This window comes from Micromonospora violae (genome assembly GCF_004217135.1).
GTDB lineage: Bacteria > Actinomycetota > Actinomycetes > Mycobacteriales > Micromonosporaceae > Micromonospora > Micromonospora violae.
The window spans coordinates 5993931-6013274 of the sequence record NZ_SHKK01000001.1 but is presented as its reverse complement, the minus strand read 5'-3'; the positions used below and the strand labels follow the sequence as shown (position 1 = coordinate 6013274).

Genomic DNA, 19344 nt, shown 5'->3' with positions numbered 1-19344 from the left:
TCACACCTCCCTGGAGTCCGAGCCGGCGACGATGTTGGCCGGCTCCCGCTCGGCGACCACGCGCGTGATACGCGGGCTCGGTGGTACCTGTAGATCCATCGGCGGCAGCGGGAAGCTCCCGTACGGCCGGTTGTCGACCTGTTCCTGCGTCGTCTGCTTCGGCTGCGGCTTGCGGCTCGGCCAGAAGATCGTGGCGATCAGCAGGATGCCGGCCGGGATGCCGACCGCGATCACCTTGCTGCGGGGGTCCCAACCCTCGATGGAGCGCAGGCCCGACAGGACCAGGATCCAGACCAGGTTGATCGGCAGCAGCACCTTCCAGCCGAGGCGCATGAACTGGTCGTAGCGCAGCCGGGGCAGCGTGCCGCGCAGCCACACGAAGACGAAGACCAGCGCGATCACCTTGCCGAAGAACCAGAGCATCGGCCACCAACCGGAGTTGGCGCCCTCCCAGAGGGTGATCGGCCAGGGTGCCCGCCAACCGCCCAGGAACAGCGTGGTGGTGACCGCGGACATGGTCACCATCGCGACGTACTCACTGAGCATGAAGAGCGCGAACTTCAGTGAGCTGTACTCGGTCATGAAGCCGGCGACCAGCTCGGACTCGGCCTCGGGGAGGTCGAACGGCGCGCGGTTGGTCTCACCGACCATGGCGATGAAGAAGATGATGAAACTCGGCAGCAGCAGGATCGCGTACCAGCCCGGTGCCGGGATCGTCTGGCCGAAGATGGACAGCTCGGTGCCGTGGGCCTGCTTGGCCACGATCCCGCTGGTGCTCATCGTGCCGGCGGTCATGAAGACCGCCACGATGCTGAGCCCCATGGCGACCTCGTAGGAGATCATCTGGGCGCTCGACCGCAGACCGCCGAGGAGCGGGTACGTCGAGCCGGAGGCCCAGCCACCCAGCACGATGCCGTAGACGCCCATCGACGAGCAGGCGAGCAGCAGCAGCACCGCCACCGGCACGTCGGTGACCTGCAACGGCGTGTGGTGGCCGAAGATGCTCACCATCGGGCCGAACGGCACCACCGACAGGGCGGTGACCGCGCAGATCACCGAGATGGTCGGGGCGAAGAAGTAGACGACCTTGTCGGCCGCCTTCGGCAGGATGTCCTCCTTGAAGGCCATCTTCAGGCCGTCGGCGAGGGTCTGCAGCAGGCCGAACGGGCCGACCTGGTTGGGGCCGGGCCGCACCTGCATGTAGCCGACGACGCGCCGCTCGAACCAGACACCGAGCAGGGTGGCCAGCAGCCCGAAGGCGAACGCGAAGACAATCTTGCCGAGCACCAGCCACCACGGATCCCGGCCGAAGTCGGCCAGCGTCGGATCCTGGGCCAGGACGATCGGGTTCACTGGTTACCCCCGGAATTGAGGAGCGGTCCCGGGAGCCCGGTCTCGTCGGCCGCCACTCGCCCGGCCGGGATGGCCGTACTCGGTGCGGGGACGGAGATCCGGACGACCGCTCCGGACGTCGCCCCGAGGCTGCGTCGCACGGTCGAACCGGGTGAGTTGGTCGGCAGCCAGACCACGCCGTCCGGCATTTCGGTGAGTTCCGCCGGCAGGGTCAGCGCCCCCCGGTCGGTGCCGACCGTGACAGCGTCACCGTCGACCACACCGAGCGCCTCGGCGGTGCCCTTGCCCAGCCGGACCACCGGCGGACGGGCGGTCCCGGCGAGGTTCTCGTCGCCCTCGGTCAACGTGCCCAGGTCGACCAGCTGGTGCCAGGTGGCCAGGACGGCCTCCCCAGCGTTCGGCTGCGGCACCCGGCCCGGCGCGACCGACGGCGCGGCCGGTCGGGACGTCCGCGTCGCCGGCAGCGAGCCCAGCTCGCGGCGCACACTCGGCACGTCGGCCGTGCCGAGGCGCACGTCGAGCAGCGCGGCCAGTGCGTCGAGCACCCGGCCGTCGGTCATCGCGGAGGTGTTCAACACCGCGTCGAACGGGCGCAGCCGGCCCTCCCAGTCCAGGAAGCTGCCGGCCTTCTCGGCCACCGGGGCGACCGGCAGCACCACGTTCGCCCGCCGGGTCACCGCGCTGGCCCGCAGCTCCAGGCTGACCAGGAACGGCACCGCGTCCAGGGCGGACTCGGCCAGTCGCGGGTCGGCCAGGTCGGCCGGGTCGACACCGCCGACGACCAGCGCGCCGAGCTGCCCGTTGGCCGCCGCGGTCAGGATGCCGTCGGTGTCCCGGCCGGCCTGGCTCGGGATCACCCCGGCCGGGATGTCCCACGCCTCACCCAGCTCGGCCCGGGCGGCCGGCTCGGTGACCAGCCGTCCACCGGGGAGCAGGTTGGGCAGGCAACCCGCGTCGACCGCGCCGCGGTCACCCGCGCGCCGCGGCACCCAGGCCAGCTTCGCGCCGGTACGCCGGGCCACGTCGGCCGCGGCGGAGAGCCCACCCGGCACGGTGGCCAACCGCTCGCCGACGATCAGGATCGCGCCCGGTGCGCTCAGCGCCTCGCTGACCGTGGCGTGCTCGGCGAGCACGCTGGCCTCCTCGCCCGGCACCACCCGGGCCAGCTTGGCACCGAGCTTCTCCAGGCCGCGGGTGGCGAAGGGCGCCAGCGCGTACACCGTCAGGGTCTTCTTCAGGTACGCCTTGCGCAGCCGCAGGAAGAGGATCGGGCACTCCTCCTCGGGCTCCAGGCCGACCAGCACCACCGCCGGCGCGTTCTCCACGTCGGTGTAGGTGACGTCGGTGACCCCGGCGACCGAGCTGGCCAGGAAGTCGGCCTCCTCGCGGGAGACCGGCCGCGCCCGGAAGTCGATGTCGTTGGTGTTCAACGCGACCCGGGCGAACTTGGCGTACGCGTACGCGTCCTCGACGGTCAGTCGACCGCCGGTGAGCACCGCCGTGCCCTGCCCGCTCTCCCGGGCCGCGTGCAGCCCTTCGGCGGCCACGGTGAGCGCCTCGCTCCAGGACGCCTCGCGCAGCTCACCGGTGTGCTCGTCGCGGACCAGCGGAGTGGTCAGCCGGTCGGCGGCCCGGGTGTACTGGAAGCCCCACCGGCCCTTGTCGCAGTTCCACTCCTCGTTCACCGCCGGCTCGTCACCGGCCAGCCGGCGCAGCACCTTGCCGCGCCGCCAGTCGGTGCGCTGCCCGCAGCCGGCCGAGCAGTGCTCGCAGACGCTCGGGCTGGAGACCAGGTCGAACGGGCGGGCGCGGAAGCGGTACTGGGCACCGGTCAGCGCGCCCACCGGGCAGATCTGGACGGTGTTGCCGGAGAAGTAGGAGTTGAACGGGACGTCCCCGCTGTCCTCCCCGGACTCCGCGCCGTACGCGTCGTCCCGGTAGATGTTGATTTCTTCGGCGGACGACCGGCCCATCAGGTCGATGAACTTGTCGCCGGCGATCTCCTCGGAGAACCGGGTGCACCGCTGGCAGAGCACGCACCGCTCGCGGTCCAGCAGCACCTGGCTGCTGATCGCCATCGGCTTCTCGTACTCCCGCTTGTGCTCGTGGAAGCGCGAGTCGGTGCGGCCGGTGGACATCGCCTGGTTCTGCAGCGGGCACTCACCGCCCTTGTCGCACATCGGGCAGTCCAGCGGGTGGTTGAGCAGCAGCAGCTCCATCACCCCCTCCTGCGCCTTCTTGGCCACCGGGGAGGTGATCTGCGTACGCACGACCATGCCGTCGGCGACGGTCTGGGTGCAGGAGGCGACCGGCTTGCGCTGCCCCTCCACCTCGACCAGGCACTGCCGACACGCGCCAGCCGGGGCCAGCAGCGGGTGGTCGCAGAACCGGGGGATCTCGGTGCCCATCTGCTCGGCGACCCGGATCAGCAGCGTCCCCTTGGGGGCGGTGACCTCGACGCCGTCGATGGTGAGGGTGACCGTCTCGGTCTGCTTGGCTACGTCCGTCATCAGTGCGCCCCTACCAGGGTCTTCTCCGACAGCATGGGAGCTTTACGTCCCTCGATGTAGTCGAGGTAGTCCTGCTTGAAGTACTTCAGCGAGGAGGTCACCGAACTGGTCGCGCCGTCACCCAGACCGCAGAACGAGCGGCCGAGGATGTTGTCGCAGGTGTCCAGGAGGGTGTCCAGGTCTTCGTGGGTGCCCTGACCTGCGAGGATCCGCCGGTAGACCCGGACCATCCAGTAGTTGCCCTCGCGGCACGGGGTGCACTTTCCGCACGACTCGTGGTGGTAGAACTCCAGCCACCGGTACGTCGCGTAGACCGGGCAGTCCTGGTCGGAGAAGATCTGCGTGGCCGTGGTGCCGAGGATCGAGCCGGCCGCCGCCACCCCCTCGAAGTCCAGCGGCACGTCCAGGTGCTCGGCGGCGAGCAGCGGGGTGGACGAGCCGCCCGGGGTCCAGAACCGCAGGTTGTGTCCGGGCTGCATGCCACCCGCCAGCTCCAGCAGCTCGCGCAGCGTGACACCCATCGAGCACTCGTACTGGCCCGGGTTGGCGACCCGGCCGGAGAGCGAGTAGATCATCGGCCCGGAGGACTTCTCGGTGCCCATGCTCTTCCACCAGTCGGCCCCACCGAGCACGATCGGCGGCACGCTGGCGATGGTGCCGACGTTGTTCACCACCGTCGGGCTGGCGTACAGGCCGTGGGTGGCCGGGAACGGCGGGCGTAGCCGGGGCTGGCCCCGGAACCCCTCCAGCGAGTCCAGCAGCGCCGTCTCCTCGCCGCAGATGTACGCCCCGGCCCCGGAGTGCACCACCAGCTCCAGGTCGTACCCACTGCGCAGGATGTTCCGGCCCAGGTAGCCCTTGTCGTACGCCTCCTGGACCGCGTTGCGCAGCCGACGCGCGGCGTGCACCGCCTCGCCCCGGATGTAGATGTAGGCGCGGGCGGCCCGGATCGCGTACGACGCGATGATGACGCCCTCGACCAGCGCGTGCGGGTCGTGGGTCATCAGCGGCAGGTCCTTGCAGGTGCCCGGCTCGCCCTCGTCGGCGTTGACCACCAGGTAGTGCGGCTTACCGTCGCCCTGCGGGATGAAGCCCCACTTGAGGCCGGTGGGGAAGCCGGCGCCGCCTCGGCCCCGCAGCCCGGAGTCCTTGATCAGCTGGATCAGGTCGTCCGGGTGGGCCTTGAGCGCCTTGCGCAGCGCGGCGTAGCCGTCCAACTGCTCGTACGTGCCGATCCGCCAGGCGTCCGGCGACAGCCAGCGCTTGGTCAGCACCGGCGTCAGCTTGGCCAGCGTCTCCGGGCGGGGAGTGGTCACTTCTGGGCCCCCGTTTCGTTCGCGTCGGCGGAGTTCGCGCCATCGACGCGCGCCGACGCTTCGTTGAGGTTGCGCTCCTGCTCGCCGGTGGAGTCACCGGCGGGCTTGCCGTCGCCGGCCGCCGGGTTGGCCGCGACGCCGGCGGCCTGCGCCTCCTGCGCGTCCCGGGACGCCGGCGCCGTGGTGCCGGTCGGGGCGGACGCCCCGTCGCCACCCTTGACCGGTGCCGCGCTGGCCTCGGCGGGCGCCGGCTTGGCGGCCTCCGCCTTCGCCTTCGCCTCGGCGGCGGCCTTGTCGGCCTCGGCCTTGCTGCGGATCGGGGTGTTCGGGTCGAAGCCCGGCACCGAGACGCCGTGCTGGTGGGCCAGCCGCAGCCCGCGCAGGGTGGGCTCGCCCGGCCCGCCGTCGGCGACCGCGCCGTCGCGCTCGTCGGCGAAACCGGCGAGCTGCACCGCCATCTCCTTGAGGGTGCAGAGCCGGGCGCCCCGGGTCGGCATCGGCCGGCCGCCGGCCCGCAGCTCGTCGACCACACCGACCGCCGTGGCGGCGTCCACTCCGTCGAAGAAGTCGTAGTTGACGGTCATCACCGGGCCGTAGTCGCACGCCGCCAGGCACTCGGCGTGCTCCAGCGTGATCGTGCCGTCCGCGGTGGTCTCGTCGTGCCCGACGCCCAGGTGCTCGGCGAGGGTGTCGTAGACCTCCTGCCCACCGAGCACGTTGCACATCGTGTTGGTGCAGACGCTGACCAGGAAGTCACCGGTCGGCTTGCGCTTGTACATCGTGTAGAAGGTGGCCACCGCGCCGACCTGGGCCTTGTTCAGCCCCAGCACCTCGGCGCAGAACGCGACCCCGGCCGGGGAGACGTACCCCTCCTCGGCCTGCACCAGGTGCAGCAGCGGCAGCAACGCCGAGCGGGACCGGTCGGCCGGGTAGCGGGCGATGATCTCGCGCGCCCGCTCCCGGGTCTCCTCAGTGAACGTCGTCGTCATCGGTCACAACCACCCATCACGGGATCCAACGAGGCGCCGCCGGCGATCACGTCGGCGATCAGGCCGCCCTCGGCCATCGCCGGAAGGGCCTGAAGGTTGACGAAGCTCGGCTCCCGGTAGTGCACCCGGTAGGGCCGGGTGCCGCCGTCGGAGACCGCGTGGACGCCCAGCTCACCGCGGGGCGCCTCGATGGCGACGTACACCTGGCCGGGCGGGACCCGGAAGCCCTCGGTCACCAGCTTGAAGTGGTGGATCAGCGACTCCATCGACTGACCCATGATTTTCGCGACGTGCTCCAGCGAGTTGCCCATGCCGTCCACGCCGATGGCCAACTGCGCCGGCCAGGCGATCTTTCGGTCGGCGACCATCACCGGGCCCGGACGGAGCCGGTCCAGGGCCTGCTCGACCAGCTTCATCGACTCCCGGATCTCGGCGAGCCGGACCTGGTAGCGACCCCACACGTCACCGTCGGGGTGGGTCGGCACGTCGAACTCGTACGTCTCGTAACCGCAGTACGGCATGGTCTTGCGCAGGTCCCAGGCGAGGCCGGCCGAGCGCAGCACCGGACCGGTGATGCCGAGCGCCACACAGCCGGTGACGTCCAGCACCGCGACGTTCTTCGTCCGCTCGGTCCAGATCGGCTGGCCGGAGAGGAGGTCCTCGTACTCCTTGAGCTTCTTCGGCATCATCTTGAGGAACTCGCGGATCTTGACGATCGCCTCATCCGGCACGTCCTGCGCCACACCGCCCGGCCGCACGTACGCGTGGTTCATCCGCAGACCGGTGATGGTCTCGAAGATGTCGAGGATGTACTCCCGCTCGCGGAAGCCGTACAGCATGATCGAGATCGCGCCCAGCTCCATGCCGGTGGTGGCCAGCCAGACCAGGTGCGACGAGATCCGGTTGAGCTCCATCATCAGCACGCGGATCGTGGTGGCCCGCTCGGTGATGTCGTCGGTGATGCCGAGCAGCTTCTCGACCGCGAGGGCGTACGCCGTCTCGTTGAAGATCGGGGCGAGGTAGTCCATCCGGGTCACGAACGTCGAGCCCTGGACCCAGTTGCGGTATTCGAGGTTCTTCTCGATGCCGGTGTGCAGGTAGCCGACGACCGAGCGGGCCTCGCGGACCGTCTCGCCCTCCAGCTCCAGGATCAGCCGCAACACCCCGTGCGTGGACGGGTGCTGCGGACCCATGTTGACCACGATCCGCTCGTCGTTGATCGGGTCGGTGCCCGCGACGATCGTGTCCCAGTCACCGCCGGTGACGGTGAAGACCCGACCCTCGTCGGTCTCGCGCTCGCTGGCGTAGTTCGACGTCGCGCTCACTGGTAGGACCTCCTCCGGTCCGGCGGGGCGATCTCCGCGCCCTTGTACTCGACGGGTACGCCGCCGAGTGGGTAGTCCTTGCGCTGCGGGTGGCCCTCCCAGTCGTCCGGCATGAGGATCCGGGTCAGGCTGGGGTGGCCGTCGAAGACGATGCCGAACATGTCGTACGCCTCCCGCTCCTGCCAGTCCGCGGTCGGGTAGACGGCGGTCACGCTGGGCAGGTGCGGGGCCTCGACGGAGACGGCGGCCTCCAGCCGCACCCGCCGCCGGTACGTCATCGAGGTGAGCAGGTACACCACGTGCAGCCGGCGCTCGTCGGCACCCAGGTAGTCCACCCCGGACACCGAGGAGCACAGCTCGAAGCGCAGCGCCAGATCGTCACGCATGACCTGGCAGACCTCGGCGATCCGCTCCGGGCGTACGTGCAGGGTCAGCTCACCCCGGTCGACCACGACCTTCTCGATCGCGTCGTTGAAGGCCGGGTACGCCTCCTCCAACGCGTCGCGGACCTCGTCGAAGTAGCCCCCGTACGGTCGGGACGCCTCCTCGATGGGCTGGCGCTGGCGGACCAGGCCGCCGTAGCCGGACACGTCGCCGGTGCCCTGGTTGCCGAACATTCCGCGACCGGCCGGGCTGGCCGGCGGGTACTCGGCCGGGGCGGTGCTGCTGGCACCGACCGGCGTGACCGGTACCGGCACCCCGCCGTCGTTGGGCTTGTCCGTGGGAGACGTCATTTCGGGCCTGCCTGCGGGTGGAGGTGGTTCTGAGCGTTCATCCAGTTCTCGATGCGCAACTGCTCCTCGCGGCCCTCGCGGACCGCCTGGGTCCACTCGGCACGCCGGGCCTTGTCGTTGCGGTACGAGGAAGGCATCGAGCCGTAGGGCACGACGGGGACGTCGCCGCGCTCCTGGCGGGCCGCGAGCATCTTGCGACCGTTGGGGCCCAGCGGCTCGTACATGATCTTCTCGCGGAGCTTGAGGATCGCGTCGATGAGCATCTCCGGCCGGGGCGGACAGCCCGGCAGGTACATGTCGACCGGCACCACGTGGTCGACGCCCTGCACGATCGCGTAGTTGTTGAACATGCCGCCGCTGCTGGCGCAGACGCCCATCGAGAGCACCCAGCGCGGCTCAGCCATCTGGTCGTAGATCTGGCGCAGCACCGGGGCCATCTTCTGACTCACCCGGCCGGCCACGATCATCAGGTCGGCCTGCCGGGGCGACGCCCGGAAGACCTCCATTCCCCAGCGGCCCATGTCGTAGTGCGGACCACCGGCGGCCATCATCTCGATGGCGCAGCAGGCCAGGCCGAAGGTGGCGCCCCACACGGACGACTTCCGAGACCAGTTGACCAGCTTCTCCACCGAGGTGAGCAGGACGCCGGCGGGAAGCTTCTCCTCGATGCCCATCTGACGTTCCTTCCTCAGTCCCAGTCCAGGCCGCCGCGCCGCCACACGTAGGCGTACGCAACGAAGACCGCGACGATGAACAGGACCATCTCCACGAAGCCGAAGATCGGCAGAGCGTCGAACGAGACCGCCCAGGGGTAGAGGAAGATGATCTCGATGTCGAAGACGATGAAGAGCATCGCCGTCAGGTAGAACTTGATCGGGAACCGCCCGCCGCCGACCGGCTGCGGGCTGGGCTCGATGCCGCACTCGTAAGCCTCGAGTTTGGCCTTGTTGTAGCGACGGGGACCGGCGAAGCGGGCGGCGCCAACGGAAAACAGCGAGAACGCCGCGGCGAGGGCGAACAGCCCGATGATCGGTGCGTAAGGCGAGAGCGACATCGTTTTCTCCTGCTCGTCCTTCCCTGCCCTCGGTGCTTGACGAAAATCACACTATTCACGTCCCTCGCGGTGGCAGTCGGCGGGGGTCGATCTTTGTCAGCTTCGGGGCCGTGACCAGCACCGATGCCGTCCTACTTACACGGCTGGCGCGGCTTTCGTCATCGCGTTGATGACCCGGTCCATCGCGTCCCCGCCACGGGGGTCGGTCAGGTTGGCCAACAGCTTGAGCACGAAACGCATCAGCGTCGGGTGCGGCATGCCGTGTTTGGTGGCGATCCGCATGATCTCGGGGCGGCCGATCAGTTTCACGAAGATGCCGCCCAACCGGTAGTAACCGCCGAGCCGGGCCTTCAACTCGTTCGGGTACGCCAGCAGCGCGCGCTCCCGTTCCGGGCCGGCCGGCCGGGCCAGGGCCTGGACCACGACCTCCGCGGCCAGTTCGCCGGACTCCATCGCGTACGCGATGCCCTCACCGTTGAACGGGTTGACCATGCCGCCCGAGTCACCGACCAGCAGCACGCCCCGCGTGTAGTGGGGCACCCGGTTGAAGCCCATCGGCAGCGCGGCGCCGAGGATCGGGCCGTCGGCGTTGGCCTCGTCGGTCATCCCCCAGTCTTCCGGGGTGTTGGCGAGCCAGTCGGTGAGCAACCGGCGGTAGTTGGTCTTGCCGAACGCCGAGGACGAGTTGAGCACGCCGAGGCCGACGTTGACCCGGCCGTCGCCGAGGCCGAAGATCCAGCCGTACCCGGGCAGCAGGTTGTCGCCGCTGTCCTTGCTGCGCAGCTCCAGCCAGGACTCCAGGTAGTTGTCCTCGTGCTTGGCCGGCGAGCGGTAGTAGCGGCGGACGGCCACACCGATCGGCCGGTCCTCCCGCTTGGCCAGCCCGAGCGCGAGTGGGAACCGGCCGGAGACGCCGTCCGCCGCGACGACCAGCGGGGCGCGGAAGGTGGTGGGCTCCTTGCCCGGCCCGACCTCCGCCTCGACGCCGGTGACCCGGCCATCGCCGTCGAGCACCGGGCCGAGCACGTTGACGCTGGTCCGCAGCTTCGCGCCGGCGGCCACCGCTTGCCGGGCGAGCAGGTCGTCGAAGTCCAGTCGCGTTCGCACCAGACCGTAGTTGGGGAAGCTGGCCAGCTCCGGCCAGTCCAGTTCGAGGCGTACCCCGCCGCCGATGACCCGCAGGCCGCGGTTGTGCAGCCAGCCCGCCTCGGGAGAGGTGTCCACACCCATCCGGATGAGCTGACGCACCGCGCGTGGGGTCAACCCGTCGCCGCAGACCTTCTCCCGCGGGAACTCGGTCTTCTCCAACAACAGCACCCGTACGCCGTGCCGGGCCAGGTGGTACGCAGTCGCTGACCCACCGGGACCGGCGCCCACCACAATGACGTCGGCGTCATGTTCCACCGCGGTCATTCGCGCCTCCTCCCGCACGCTCGTGAAATGCTTCACAAGCCAGACGGGACGAGTGTATGACCGGCGTCATACCAGCACAGGATCAGGGGTACCTAACTCGCCGATGTGACAGTCCATGACCGTCCACAGCGGTCAGGTGTCAGGCCGGGCTCGGAGCGTCCAGGCCCGCATCGACCCGGATGGTCTCCGGCAGATGCTCCCGGAGCGCCCCACCCGCCGCCCGGTCCAGTGCCGCCAACACCTCGGCGACCACCTGTCGGACCTCCACCGGGTCGGCCCCGGCCAACGCGCGCAACTGGGCGATGAGTTCGGCCGCGTCGTCATCGGTGGCGGCCACCGGGTCCGCCGGGTCTGCTCCGGTCATGCGATCGAGCGTACGGGGCAAAGTGGACTAAAGTCCGATATTAACGGAACCTGAATAATGTCCGTGCCCGTTGGTGCGGTCCGTCCGCTACTCGCGGATCCCCCGGTGCAGGGCCACCACGCCACCGGTCAGGTTGCGCCACGCCACCCGCCCCCACCCGGCCGCGGCCACCCGCCCGGCCAGCGCGGACTGCGCCGGCCAGGCCCGGACCGACTCGGCGAGATAGACGTACGCCTCGGGGTTGCTCGACACCGTGCGGGCCACCGCCGGCAGCGACCGCATCAGGTACGACAGGTAGACCGTCCGGAAGACCGGGTTGACCGGGGTGCTGAACTCGCAGACCACCAGCCGGCCACCCGGCCGGGTCACCCGGGCCAACTCCCGCAGCGCGGCGTCGGTGTCGTTGACGTTGCGCAGCGCGAACGAGATGGTCACCGCGTCGAAGCTGGCGTCGGCGAACGGCAGACGCAGCGCGTCTCCCGCCAGCAGCGGCACCTCCGGCCGGGACCGCTTGCCCGCGTACAGCATGCCCAGCGACAGGTCGACCCCGACCGCGTACGCCCCGGACTGGGCCAACTCCCGCGTCGAGACACCGGTGCCGGCGCCCACGTCCAGCACCCGCTCGCCCGGCCGCAGCCCGAGCGCCGCCCGGGTGGCCCGGCGCCAGGAACGGTCCTGACCCAGCGAGATCACCGTGTTGGTCAGGTCATAACGCTCTGCCACGCCGTCGAACATCGCGGCGACCTCGTGCGGCTGCTTGTCCAGACTGGCGCGCTGGCCCTGCGGGGTACGGCTCACCCCTCCACTCTGCCAGCCGCCCGCCAACCGACGCTCGCTGGGTCGGGCGGCGCGTCGTACGCGTGAGGGCGGGGTGGTTACCCACCCCGCCCTCACGTCATGCCGACGTCCGTGATGTCAGGACGTCGGTGTCAGTCGGTCGACTTCTCCTCGGTCGGCGAGACCAGGACCACCTTGCGACGACGGGTGAGCACCAGCAGCGCTCCACCCACCAGCAGGATGATCACGCCGATTCCGCCGATCAGGCCGACCTGCACACCGGTCACCGGCAGGCCGCCACCGCCCGAGCCACCACCACCGGAACCGCCACCCGGCGAGACGGTCGTGCCCGGCGTCGTCGTACCGCTCGGGCTCGGCGTCGGCGTGGCCGTCGCGGTCGGGGTGGCCGTCGCCGTCGGCGTCTCAGTCGGGGTAGCCGTCGCCGTCGCCGTCGCCGTCGGCGTCGGCGTCTCAGTCGGGGTAGCCGTCGCCGTCGGGGTTGGCGTCTCCGTCGGGGTCGGGGTCGGGGTCGGGGTCGGGGTGGGCGTGGGCGTCTCGGTCGGCGTCGGCGTCTCCGTCGGGGTCGGCGACTCGGTCGGCGTCTCCGTCGGGGTCGGGGTCTCCGTCGGGGTCGGCGTCTCCGTCGGCGTCGGCGTCTCCGTCGGCGTCGGCGTCTCCGTCGGCGTGGGCGTCTCCGTCGGGGTCGGCGACTCGGTCGGGGTCGGGCTCTCCGTCGGCGTCGGCGACTCGGTCGGGGTGGCCGTCGGCGTCGGGGTCGGCGAGTCCGTCGGGGTGACCGTCGGCGTGGGCGTCGGCTCCTCGGCCACGTCGACGAAGACGTCGAAGATCGCCTGGTTGTCGCCCTCGTCCACCTCGGTGAAGGTCTTCCGCTGAGCGGTGTTGGCCCGCTTCGGCTGCGCCTCGGACGTGCCGGTCGCCGCGTCCAGACCGTGCGCCACCAACTCACCGACCTGCAGCACCGGCTCGGTGACGTCCTTGTCGACGGTCACCTTGACGTCCGCCGTGTAGTAGTCACCGGGCCGGATCACCGCGCCGTCGTCCTGACAGAGCGCCTGGGCGACGCCGAACGTCTGCACGGTGCAGGTGTCCGGCACGGTGTCGAAGGTGACCCCCACCGGGAGGGTGAGCACGTAGGCGAGGCCGGTGGTCTTGCGGCTGCCGTCGTTGTAGACCGCCCAGTCGACCGGTACCGTCTCGCCCGGCCGCACCGGCCGAAGGTCGGGGTCGTCGCCGTTGACGCCGTTCACCACGACGTTCGCGTTGACGTCCTGCACCCAACTGGTCAGGTCGTACCCGGGGTCGGTGACGGTGATGTCGTGCTTGACCCTGTTGTCGTCCTTGTTGGGGTCCTCGGTGGCCGAGCGGATGTTGACCACCAGCGAGCCGGCGGCACCCTTGCCGCCGGTGGAGAAGATCGGAATACCGAAGTCCTCGCTGGTGCCGGCGGCCAGGTCGCCGAGGCGGCAGGTGAACTTCTCACCGTTCACCCGGCAGCCGTCCGGCACCACCACCCGGACCTTGTCCGTGTTCAGTTTGCTGGTGTCCACGGTGTAGGTGACGCCCTTGGCGTCTTCCTTGCTCCGGCTGTTGTCGACCGTGAACTTGAACGGCTTGCTCTTGGCCTCGGTGACACCCTTGGCCAGGTTGTAGCTGAGCGGCACCAGGGCCAGATCAGCCTGCTCGGCCGCCAGCACTGGGGCGGCCACGGCGGCGATGCCGCCGGCCGCGAGCAGCGCCACGACACTGGCGCGCACCAGCGTCGAGCGGTGGATCGCTGTCATCAGTCCCCCGGGGGTAGGGAAGAAAGAATGGTTGCGGAACGAGCGGACGCTATCGGAGGCCGATCTTCCACGCCAGCGGGCGGACCCGTTTTCAACCGTCCGGCCCGAGCTGCGCAGACGGTACGGGCGGGATGGTCACCCATCCCGCCCGTACCGCCGTGCGTTATGTGAACGACCCGCAGCGGGCCGATGGAGGACAGCCCCGTCGTCGGTCATGGGGACGACGGATATGAGCCGGGACGCTAGCCGCCGACGATCAGCTCCACCAGCCCGTACCGGACAGCCTGACGCTGCGTCGGCGGGGACCACCCGTACCGCCGGGGTGATCCGGCGGGAGCATGAGCGTCGGTCAGCCGAACGGCCGGGCGTCGACCGTCAGCTGACGTCGACCAGCGGCAGAGACTTGCCCGCGCCGCCGCCGGGCAGCGCGATCGAGGAGAAGTGCGAAACCACCCGCTCGTCGGTCGGGTCGTCGGCCTGCGTGTGGTGCACGGCGAGCCGGTTGTAGAGGGTGTCGCGCTGTGCGGGGATCCGGTCCGCCGAGCGGATCATGCCGATCAGCTCGTGCAGGTTGGAGCGGTGCCGGGCACCGGCGGAGGAGATCACGTTCTCCTCCAGCATGATCGAGCCGAGGTCGTCCACGCCCATGTGCAGCGCCAACTGCCCGACATCCTTGCCGGTGGTCAGCCAGGACGCCTGCAGGTGCGGCACGGTCTCGAAGAAGAGTCGGGCCACCGCGACCAGGCGCAGGTACTCCAGTGTGGTCGCCTGGGTGCGGCCCTTCAGGTGGTTGTTCTCCGGCTGGTACGTCCACGGGATGAAGGACCGGAACCCGAGGGTGCGGTCCTGCACGTCCCGGATCATGCGCAGGTGCTCGATCCGCTCGGCGTGCGTCTCACCGGTGCCCATCATCATGGTGGCGGTCGACTCGATGCCCTGCCGGTGGGCCAGCTCCATGACCTCCAGCCAGCGCTCGCCCGACTCCTTGAGCGGCGCGATGGCCTTCCGGGGCCGTTCCGGAAGCATCTCCGCGCCGGCGCCGGCGATCGAGTCCAGGCCGGCGGTCTTGATCCGGGCGATGGCCTCGTCCAGGCTCACCCCGGAGACCTTGGCCATGTGCAGGATCTCGCTGGGGCCGATCGAGTGGATGACCAGCTGCGGGTACGCCTGCTTGACCGAGGAGAACAGCTCCTCGTAGTACTCCACGCCGTAGTCCGGGTGGTGCCCGCCCTGGAGCATCACCTGGGTGGCGCCCAGCTCGACCGCCTCGCCGCACCGGCGCAGGATCTCCTCGGTCGGGTGGGTCCACCCTTCCTTGTGCTTCGGTGCCCGGTAGAACGCACAGAACTTGCACGCCGTCACGCAGACGTTCGTGTAGTTGATGTTGCGGTCGATCAGGTACGTGACGACGTTGTCCGGGTAGCGCCGCCGACGCACCGCGTCCGCCGCCTCGCCCAACGCATGGAAGGGCGCCTCGGTGTAGAGCAGCAGCGCCTCCTCGGGCGTGATCCGCCCGCCGTCCGCGCCGCGCTGCAGGATGTCGTCGATCTCCCGGCTCACCGTCACACCCCGAGCCTACGTCGACCCGACCGACTCGACAGCCGGACCCCGCCGGGTTGCGGCACGTCCCACAGCCGTCGGCACCGTCAGGCGTCGTAGTCGACCGTGAGCTTGTCGGTGGTCGGGCTGGACTGGCAGGTCAGGACGTAACCGGCGGCCAGCTCGTCGGGCTCCAGCGCGTAGTTGCGGGCCATCGTGACCGCGCCGTCGACGACCTTCGCCTTGCAGGTCGAGCAGACACCACCCTTGCAGGCGTACGGCAGCTCACCCCGCACCTTCAGCGCGGCGTCCAGCACCCGTTCCGCACGGCCCATGGTGAAGCTCGACGACCGGCCGTCCAGCACGATCGTCACCTCGGCCCCGGCGCCGGCCTGGTCGACGGGTCGGCGGACCGGCTCCGGCGGCGCGTCGACGTGGAACAGCTCGGTGTGCACCGCCGACTCGGGCAGCCCGCGTGCGGTCAGTACGTCCCGGACGTCGACCACCATGGCGTACGGGCCGCAGAGGAACCACTCCTCGATCAGGTCGCCCGGCACGATGCTGCCCAGCAACCGGCCCAACCGCTCGGCGTCGATCCGACCGGAGAGCAGTGGCGACTCGCCCTGTTCCCGGGAGAGGACGTGCACCAGGTGCAGCCGGCTGGGGTAGCGGTCCTTCAGGTCGGCCAACTCCTCGGCGAACATCACCGTGTTCGCCGTGCGGTTGCCGTAGACCAGGGTGAAGGTGCTGGCCGGCTCGACGGCCAGGGCGGTCGCGACCAGCCCGAGCACCGGGGTGATGCCGGAACCGGCGACGACCGCGCCGTAGTGCCGCGCGCGGTCCGGCGCGAACGCCGTGGTGAAGGTGCCCAGCGGCGGCAGCACCTCGACGGTGTCGCCACCGCGCAACGCCCCGCAGGCGAACGCCGAGAAGGCGCCGCCGGGGATCTCCCGCACCCCGATCCGCAACCGGCCGCGCCGGGCCAGGTCGTCGGGGGTGGAGCAGATCGAGTACGACCGGCGCACGTCCGCGCCGTCATCGGTCACCCGGCGCACGGTGAGGTGCTGACCCGCGCGGAACGCGAAGGTCTCCCGCAATTCCTCGGGTACGGCGAAGGTCACCGCCACGGAGTCGTCGGTGAGCCGGTCGACGGCGGCGACGGACAACGGGTGGAAGACCGGCCGGCGGCGAACCGGGCGGGTGATGGTGACAGTCACAGCGCCTTCAGGTGGTCGAAGGGTTCGGAGCAGGCACGGCACCGCCACAACGCCTTGCACGCGGTGGAGCCGAACCGGCTGATCTGCTCGGTCTCCGGCGAGCCGCACTGCGGGCAGCGGACCGCGAGCGTCAGTGGCACGACGCCGGCGGCGGGCGCCGGGGCCGGCGGGGCGATCCCGGCGGCGGCGAGCTTGGTCCGCCCCGCCTCGGAGATCCAGTCGGTGCTCCACGGTGGGCTGTAGACGGTCCGGACCTCCGCGTCCGGGTGGCCGGCGGCGGTCAGCGCGCGGCGGATGTCGGCCCGGATCACCTCCATCGCCGGGCAGCCGGTGTAGGTCGGGGTGATGGTGACGGTGACCCGGCCACTGGCCGGATCCTCTTCCACCGCCCGCAGGATGCCCAGCTCGTCGATGGTGATGACCCGGATCTCCGGGTCCACCACGTTCGCGGCGGCCTCCCGCGCGCTCACCGAGCCGTCTTCGTTCGCGACTGCGGGGCTCCGCTGCGCTGTACTCCTCGCGCTCACCACGTCGCCCCGGGGTGGGCCCGGTGCAGCACCTGCATCTCGGCGAGGAGGTAAGCCAGGTGCTCGGTGTGCACGCCCGTGCGGCCGCCGCCCGGGGCCCAGGCACCTTCCGGCTGGGTGAGAGTCGCCTCGGCCAGCACCGCACCGACGACCTCGTCGAACGCCGGCCGCAGGGCGGCCGGATCAACCGGCGCCGCCGGGTCCGCGGCGAACAGCTCATGGGTGTACGGCCACACGTGGTCGACGGCCGCCTGCATCCGACGGTGCGACTCCTCGGTGCCGTCACCGAGCCGCTTCACCCACAGCGCGCCGTGGTCCAGGTGGTACGCCGACTCCTTGCGTGCCTTCGCGCCGATCGCGGCCAACCGCTCGTCCGCACAGCCGGCCAGCGCCGTGTACAGCGGCAGTTGGTACGCCGCCAGGAAGAACAGCTTCGCCATCGTCACCGCGAAGTCGCCGTTGGGCAGCTCGACCAGGAGCGCGTTGCGGAACTCGCGGTCGTCGCGCAGGTACGCCAGCGCGTCCTCGTCGCGCCCGGCGCCCTCCAACTCGCCCGCGTACGACAACAGCAGGCGTGCCGCGCCGAGCTGGTCGAGGGCGATGTTGGCCAGCGCGATGTCCTCTTCCATCTCCGGGGCACGGGTGGTCCACTCGGCCAGCCGCTGGGCCGCGATCAACGCGTCGTCGGCGAGGGCGAGAGTGAAGTCGAAGGGCCCGTTCACGGCGTGCTCTCCCGGCGCGTGGCGGCCCCGGTGCCGAGCTGACTGGTTCGCTCACTCCGCTCGCTCACAGGTGGGCCACCCCGTCCGGCACCTCGTAGAAGGTGGGATGGCGGTAGACCTTGTCGGCGGCCGGGTCGAAGAAGGCGTCCTTCTCGTCCGGGCTGGACGCGGTGATGGCGACGGCCGGCACCACCCAGATCGACACGCCCTCCTGGCGACGCGTGTAGAGGTCGCGGGCGTTGCGCAGGGCGAGCTCGGCGTCGGGGGCGTGCAGGCTGCCGACGTGCGTGTGCGACAGCCCGCGTCGGGCCCGCACGAAGACCTCCCACAAAGGCGAATGACTCGTCATGCCGGGTTGCTCGGCTTGCTCGCTCACGCGGCCACCGTCTCCTTCTGTCCCGCCCGCTTCGCGGCGTACGCCGCTGCGGCCTCACGTACCCAGGCGCCGTCGGCGTGCGCGGCCCGGCGGTGGGCCATCCGCTCGCGGTTGCACGGCCCGTCACCGGAAATCACCCGCATCAGCTCGTCGTAGTCCGGCTGGGTGTAGTCGTACGCCTGCCGCTCGTCGTTCCAGCGCAGGTCGTCGTCGGGGATGCGCAGCCCGAGGATCTCGGCCTGCTGCACGCACATGTCGACGAAGCGTTGCCGCAGGTCGTCGTTGGAGAAGCGCTTGATCTTCCAGGCCATCGACTGGGCCGAGTGCGGCGAGTTGGCGTCCGGCGGGCCGAACATGGCCAGCGACGGGTACCACCAACGGTTCACCGCGTCCTGGGCCATCTCCCGCTGCGCGGGCGTGCCGTGCGCCAGGGTGTGCAGGATCTCGTAGCCCTGCCGCTGGTGGAACGACTCTTCCTTGCAGACCCGGATCATCGCGCGGGCGTACGGGCCGTAGGAGCACCGGCACAGCGGCACCTGGTTGACGATTGCGGCACCGTCCACCAGCCACCCGATGGCACCCACGTCGGCCCAGCTGAGGGTGGGGTAGTTGAAGATCGAGCTGTACTTCTGACGGCCGTCGAGCAGCATTTGGACCAGCTCGTCGCGGCTGATGCCGAGGGTCTCCGCGGCGGCGTAGAGGTAGAGGCCGTGACCGGCCTCGTCCTGCACCTTGGCCAGCAGGATCGCCTTGCGCTTGAGCGACGGTGCCCGACTGATCCAGTTGCCTTCCGGCTGCATGCCGATGATCTCGGAGTGGGCGTGCTGGGCGATCTGCCGGATCAGCGTCCGCCGGTACGCCTCGGGCATCCAGTCGCGGGGCTCGACCTTCTGCTCGGCGTCGACCACCTCGGCGAAGTACGCCGCCAGGTCCTCGTCCGGCGCGGGCCCGCCCCGCCGCCCGCGCGCCGCCGCCGCGCGCAGCTCGGCCTCGGCGGCCTCGACCTCGCCCAGCAGACCACCGGGCGCCTCGTCCGGGGCGGAGAAGTCGTTGCCATACATGAGGCTAAGTGTTACAGCTTCCGCCTCGTTGCACCAGGGGGTGTAACAGGAATCCGCGCATCCCATCCGTAGTCGAATGACTGCTTTGTGCGACCTGGGCGTCATTGGATCGCCGTGACTTGGGCCACGAAACAAAGGTGAACCCCTGCAAAAACCTCATACCGGCCCCATATCCCGCCTTTATCGCAGGTTGCCTAGTGTCGAAACCTGGCGGCCGGCCGGTCCGGACGTAGACTTCTGCCGGACAACCGATCGGCTGCCACAC

Annotated in this window: 18 protein-coding genes; all 18 read right to left on the bottom strand. The window is 70.4% G+C overall.

The window, feature by feature from the left end:
• A complete protein-coding gene (gene nuoH, locus EV382_RS27175; protein ID WP_130406451.1) occupies positions 1 to 1353 on the bottom strand; it encodes an NADH-quinone oxidoreductase subunit NuoH in 1353 nt (450 codons plus the stop codon).
• Positions 1350 to 3863 (bottom strand): NADH-quinone oxidoreductase subunit G, encoded by a 2514-nt coding sequence (locus tag EV382_RS27170; protein WP_130406449.1) that lies wholly within the window; start codon positions 3861 to 3863, stop codon positions 1350 to 1352. The genes nuoH and EV382_RS27170 overlap by 4 nt, the downstream gene beginning before the upstream one ends.
• Positions 3863 to 5179, bottom strand: coding sequence for an NADH-quinone oxidoreductase subunit NuoF (gene nuoF / locus EV382_RS27165; RefSeq protein WP_130406447.1), 1317 nt, complete (start codon positions 5177 to 5179; stop codon positions 3863 to 3865). The genes EV382_RS27170 and nuoF overlap by 1 nt, the downstream gene beginning before the upstream one ends.
• Positions 5176 to 6168 carry an NADH-quinone oxidoreductase subunit NuoE gene (gene nuoE, locus EV382_RS27160; protein ID WP_130406445.1) on the bottom strand — a complete coding sequence of 331 codons (993 nt, stop codon included), beginning with the start codon at positions 6166 to 6168 and terminating at the stop codon, positions 5176 to 5178. The genes nuoF and nuoE overlap by 4 nt, the downstream gene beginning before the upstream one ends.
• On the bottom strand, positions 6165 to 7493 hold the full coding sequence (locus EV382_RS27155) for an NADH-quinone oxidoreductase subunit D (RefSeq protein ID WP_130406443.1): 1329 nt from the start codon (positions 7491 to 7493) through the stop codon (positions 6165 to 6167). Before EV382_RS27155 ends, nuoE begins: the two co-directional genes overlap by 4 nt.
• Positions 7490 to 8227 (bottom strand): NADH-quinone oxidoreductase subunit C, encoded by a 738-nt coding sequence (locus EV382_RS27150; protein WP_130406441.1) that lies wholly within the window; start codon positions 8225 to 8227, stop codon positions 7490 to 7492. Before EV382_RS27150 ends, EV382_RS27155 begins: the two co-directional genes overlap by 4 nt.
• The gene (locus EV382_RS27145; RefSeq protein WP_007454590.1) at positions 8224 to 8901 is read right to left on the bottom strand and encodes a NuoB/complex I 20 kDa subunit family protein; all 678 of its coding nucleotides are present in this window, start codon (positions 8899 to 8901) and stop codon (positions 8224 to 8226) included. The genes EV382_RS27150 and EV382_RS27145 overlap by 4 nt, the downstream gene beginning before the upstream one ends.
• Positions 8902 to 8915: 14 nt before the next feature.
• The gene (locus EV382_RS27140; RefSeq protein ID WP_007454588.1) at positions 8916 to 9281 is read right to left on the bottom strand and encodes an NADH-quinone oxidoreductase subunit A; all 366 of its coding nucleotides are present in this window, start codon (positions 9279 to 9281) and stop codon (positions 8916 to 8918) included.
• Between the two features lie 135 nt (positions 9282 to 9416).
• Positions 9417 to 10694: a geranylgeranyl reductase family protein gene (locus EV382_RS27135; RefSeq protein ID WP_130406439.1), complete on the bottom strand. Its 1278-nt coding sequence runs from the start codon at positions 10692 to 10694 to the stop codon at positions 9417 to 9419.
• Positions 10695 to 10833: 139 nt separating this feature from the next.
• Positions 10834 to 11058 (bottom strand): hypothetical protein, encoded by a 225-nt coding sequence (locus EV382_RS27130; protein WP_130406437.1) that lies wholly within the window; start codon positions 11056 to 11058, stop codon positions 10834 to 10836.
• An 87-nt stretch (positions 11059 to 11145) separates the two neighbouring features.
• The gene (locus tag EV382_RS27125; RefSeq protein ID WP_130406435.1) at positions 11146 to 11856 is read right to left on the bottom strand and encodes a demethylmenaquinone methyltransferase; all 711 of its coding nucleotides are present in this window, start codon (positions 11854 to 11856) and stop codon (positions 11146 to 11148) included.
• Between the two features lie 131 nt (positions 11857 to 11987).
• Positions 11988 to 13637 (bottom strand): hypothetical protein, encoded by a 1650-nt coding sequence (locus EV382_RS33615; protein WP_244236825.1) that lies wholly within the window; start codon positions 13635 to 13637, stop codon positions 11988 to 11990.
• 375 nt (positions 13638 to 14012) lie between these two features.
• Complete coding sequence (gene mqnC, locus EV382_RS27115) at positions 14013 to 15203, bottom strand: cyclic dehypoxanthinyl futalosine synthase (RefSeq protein ID WP_130406433.1); 1191 nt, start codon at positions 15201 to 15203, stop codon at positions 14013 to 14015.
• 80 nt (positions 15204 to 15283) lie between these two features.
• The gene (gene paaE, locus EV382_RS27110) at positions 15284 to 16393 is read right to left on the bottom strand and encodes a 1,2-phenylacetyl-CoA epoxidase subunit PaaE (RefSeq protein ID WP_130406431.1); all 1110 of its coding nucleotides are present in this window, start codon (positions 16391 to 16393) and stop codon (positions 15284 to 15286) included.
• Positions 16390 to 16863, bottom strand: a complete 474-nt coding sequence (gene paaD, locus EV382_RS27105) for a 1,2-phenylacetyl-CoA epoxidase subunit PaaD (RefSeq protein ID WP_130406429.1) — start codon at positions 16861 to 16863, stop codon at positions 16390 to 16392. The genes paaE and paaD overlap by 4 nt, the downstream gene beginning before the upstream one ends.
• 53 nt (positions 16864 to 16916) lie before the next feature.
• A complete protein-coding gene (gene paaC / locus EV382_RS27100) occupies positions 16917 to 17642 on the bottom strand; it encodes a 1,2-phenylacetyl-CoA epoxidase subunit PaaC (protein ID WP_130406427.1) in 726 nt (241 codons plus the stop codon).
• Positions 17643 to 17706: 64 nt separating this feature from the next.
• Positions 17707 to 17991, bottom strand: coding sequence for a 1,2-phenylacetyl-CoA epoxidase subunit PaaB (gene paaB, locus EV382_RS27095; RefSeq protein ID WP_130409239.1), 285 nt, complete (start codon positions 17989 to 17991; stop codon positions 17707 to 17709).
• Positions 17992 to 18014: 23 nt separating this feature from the next.
• Complete coding sequence (gene paaA, locus EV382_RS27090; RefSeq protein ID WP_130406425.1) at positions 18015 to 19079, bottom strand: 1,2-phenylacetyl-CoA epoxidase subunit PaaA; 1065 nt, start codon at positions 19077 to 19079, stop codon at positions 18015 to 18017.
• Between the last annotated feature and the right edge of the window lie 265 nt (positions 19080 to 19344).